The 1,634-nt window shown below is 70.4% G+C and carries 3 protein-coding genes; all 3 read right to left on the reverse strand.

Annotated features, from left to right (window positions below):
* On the reverse strand, positions 1 to 611 hold a 611-nt coding region (locus RT051_RS14645), incomplete at its 3' end, for a UbiA family prenyltransferase (protein ID WP_313077887.1).
* Between the two features lie 106 nt (positions 612 to 717).
* The gene (locus RT051_RS14650) at positions 718 to 1,272 is read right to left on the reverse strand and encodes a Dps family protein (RefSeq protein ID WP_313077891.1); all 555 of its coding nucleotides are present in this window, start codon (positions 1,270 to 1,272) and stop codon (positions 718 to 720) included.
* Between the two features lie 66 nt (positions 1,273 to 1,338).
* On the reverse strand, positions 1,339 to 1,634 hold a 296-nt coding region (locus RT051_RS14655; protein WP_313077893.1), incomplete at its 5' end, for a LysR substrate-binding domain-containing protein.

Here is a 1,634-nt window from a genome sequence, read left to right on the forward strand (position 1 = left end):
AGCGTGATGGCCGAGGTGCGCATGCCGATCTTCAGGTCGTCGTCGCGGTCCACCATGGCGTACTCGGTGTCGTAGGCCAGCACCAGGGCCAGGTTGGCCAGCCACAGCACCCAGGCCTGGCCCGGCACCCGGCCCTGCACGGCGGCAAAGGCGATCACGATGCCGAAATTGAAGGCAATGCCCAGGAAGGCCTGGGGCATGGCGAAGAACCGCTTGGTGTAGGGGTAGAGGATGGTGAAGGCCAGCGCCGGCACCGACCAGGCCACCGCCTCCCGGCGCGTGGTCAGCACCAGGGCGAAGGCGGCCAGCGCCAGCACCGCCGCCAGCATCAGCGCCTCGCGCACCGAGACCTGGCCGGTGGTGACGGGCCGCGCCACGGTGCGCTTGACGTGCCGGTCGAAGTCGCGATCGGCCACGTCGTTGACGCAGCAGCCGCTGCTTCGCATCAGCACCGTGCCCAGGACGAACACCGCCAGCAGGTGCCAGCCGGGAAAGCCTCCCGCCGCCACCCACAGCGCCGCCAGCGTCGGCCAGACCAGCACCAGCCAGCCGGCGGGGCGGTCGAAGCGGATCAGGTTCAGGTAGAGGGCGAGGCGGGAGGGGTGCGTCATGGGTGGGGGCGGGCAGCGGGCAGCGCAGGCTCCGCCCCGCCGGGGAAAGAGGAAAAACCGCGCAACCCCTTGCCTGTCAACGAGAGTTTGCTATGAGTTCAGGCGCTCACTCCAGCAGCGAGCGCAGCATCCACGCCGTCTGCTCGTGCACCGTCAGGCGCTGGGTCAGCAGGTCGGCGGTGGGCTCGTCGCTGGCCTTGTCGGCGGCCGGGAAGAGGGCGCGGGCGGTGCGCGCCACGGCCTCGTGGCCCTCGACCAGGATGCGCACCATCTCCAGCGCCGCGGGCGGGGTCTCGGGCGCGTCGGGCAGGCTGGCAAGCTTGCCGAACGCCGCATAGGAGCCCGGCGCGAAGTGGCCCAGCGCGCGGATGCGCTCGGCGATCGGATCCACGGCGTTCCACAGCTCGGTGTACTGCTCCATGAACATGGTGTGCAGCGTGTTGAACATGGGCCCCGTCACGTTCCAGTGAAAATTGTGCGTGGTCAGGTAGAGCGTGTAGGTGTCGGCCAGCAGGGCTGACAGGCCGCGGGCGATGGCGGCGCGGTCCTTGTCGCTGATGCCGATGTCGATGCGCGGCGCGGCGGCGCTCCCGAGGGTGGCGGACTTGGCAGCAGCGGTCTTGGGCGCGGCGGTCTTGGCGGTGGCGGGCTTCTTGGCCATGGTGCTCTTCTCCTTGAGGATGGGACGGTGGAACAGGGGACGGCGAAACAGCGAAGCGCAAAGGCGTCAGGATAGCCGCGTCACGCCCGGCAGCTCGCAGGCGTGGATGGCGTTGCGCAGCGCGGCGATGGCCTCGTAGCGCGTGAAGCTGCGCCGCCACACCAGCACCACGCGGCGCTGGGGCGGCGCGCTGCCGTCGGGCTCGGTGATGGGCAGGTAGCGGATGTGGGTGGCGTCGCTCTTGCGCCGGCGCACGCCCGAATGCAGCGCGTCGCGCGGCACTGACAGGCGCGGCACCAGCGTCACACCCATGCCGGCGGCGACCATGTGCTTGATGGTCTCCAGCGACGAGCCCTCGAAGG

It is taken from the genome of Melaminivora sp., from assembly GCF_032059615.1.
Taxonomy (GTDB): Bacteria; Pseudomonadota; Gammaproteobacteria; order Burkholderiales; family Burkholderiaceae_C; genus Melaminivora.

Excerpts from the sequence above, each read along its gene's own strand:
- RT051_RS14650 (WP_313077891.1), bottom strand. The coding sequence starts at position 1,272 with ATGGCCAAGAAGCCCGCCACCGCCAAGACCGCCGCGCCCAAGACCGCT.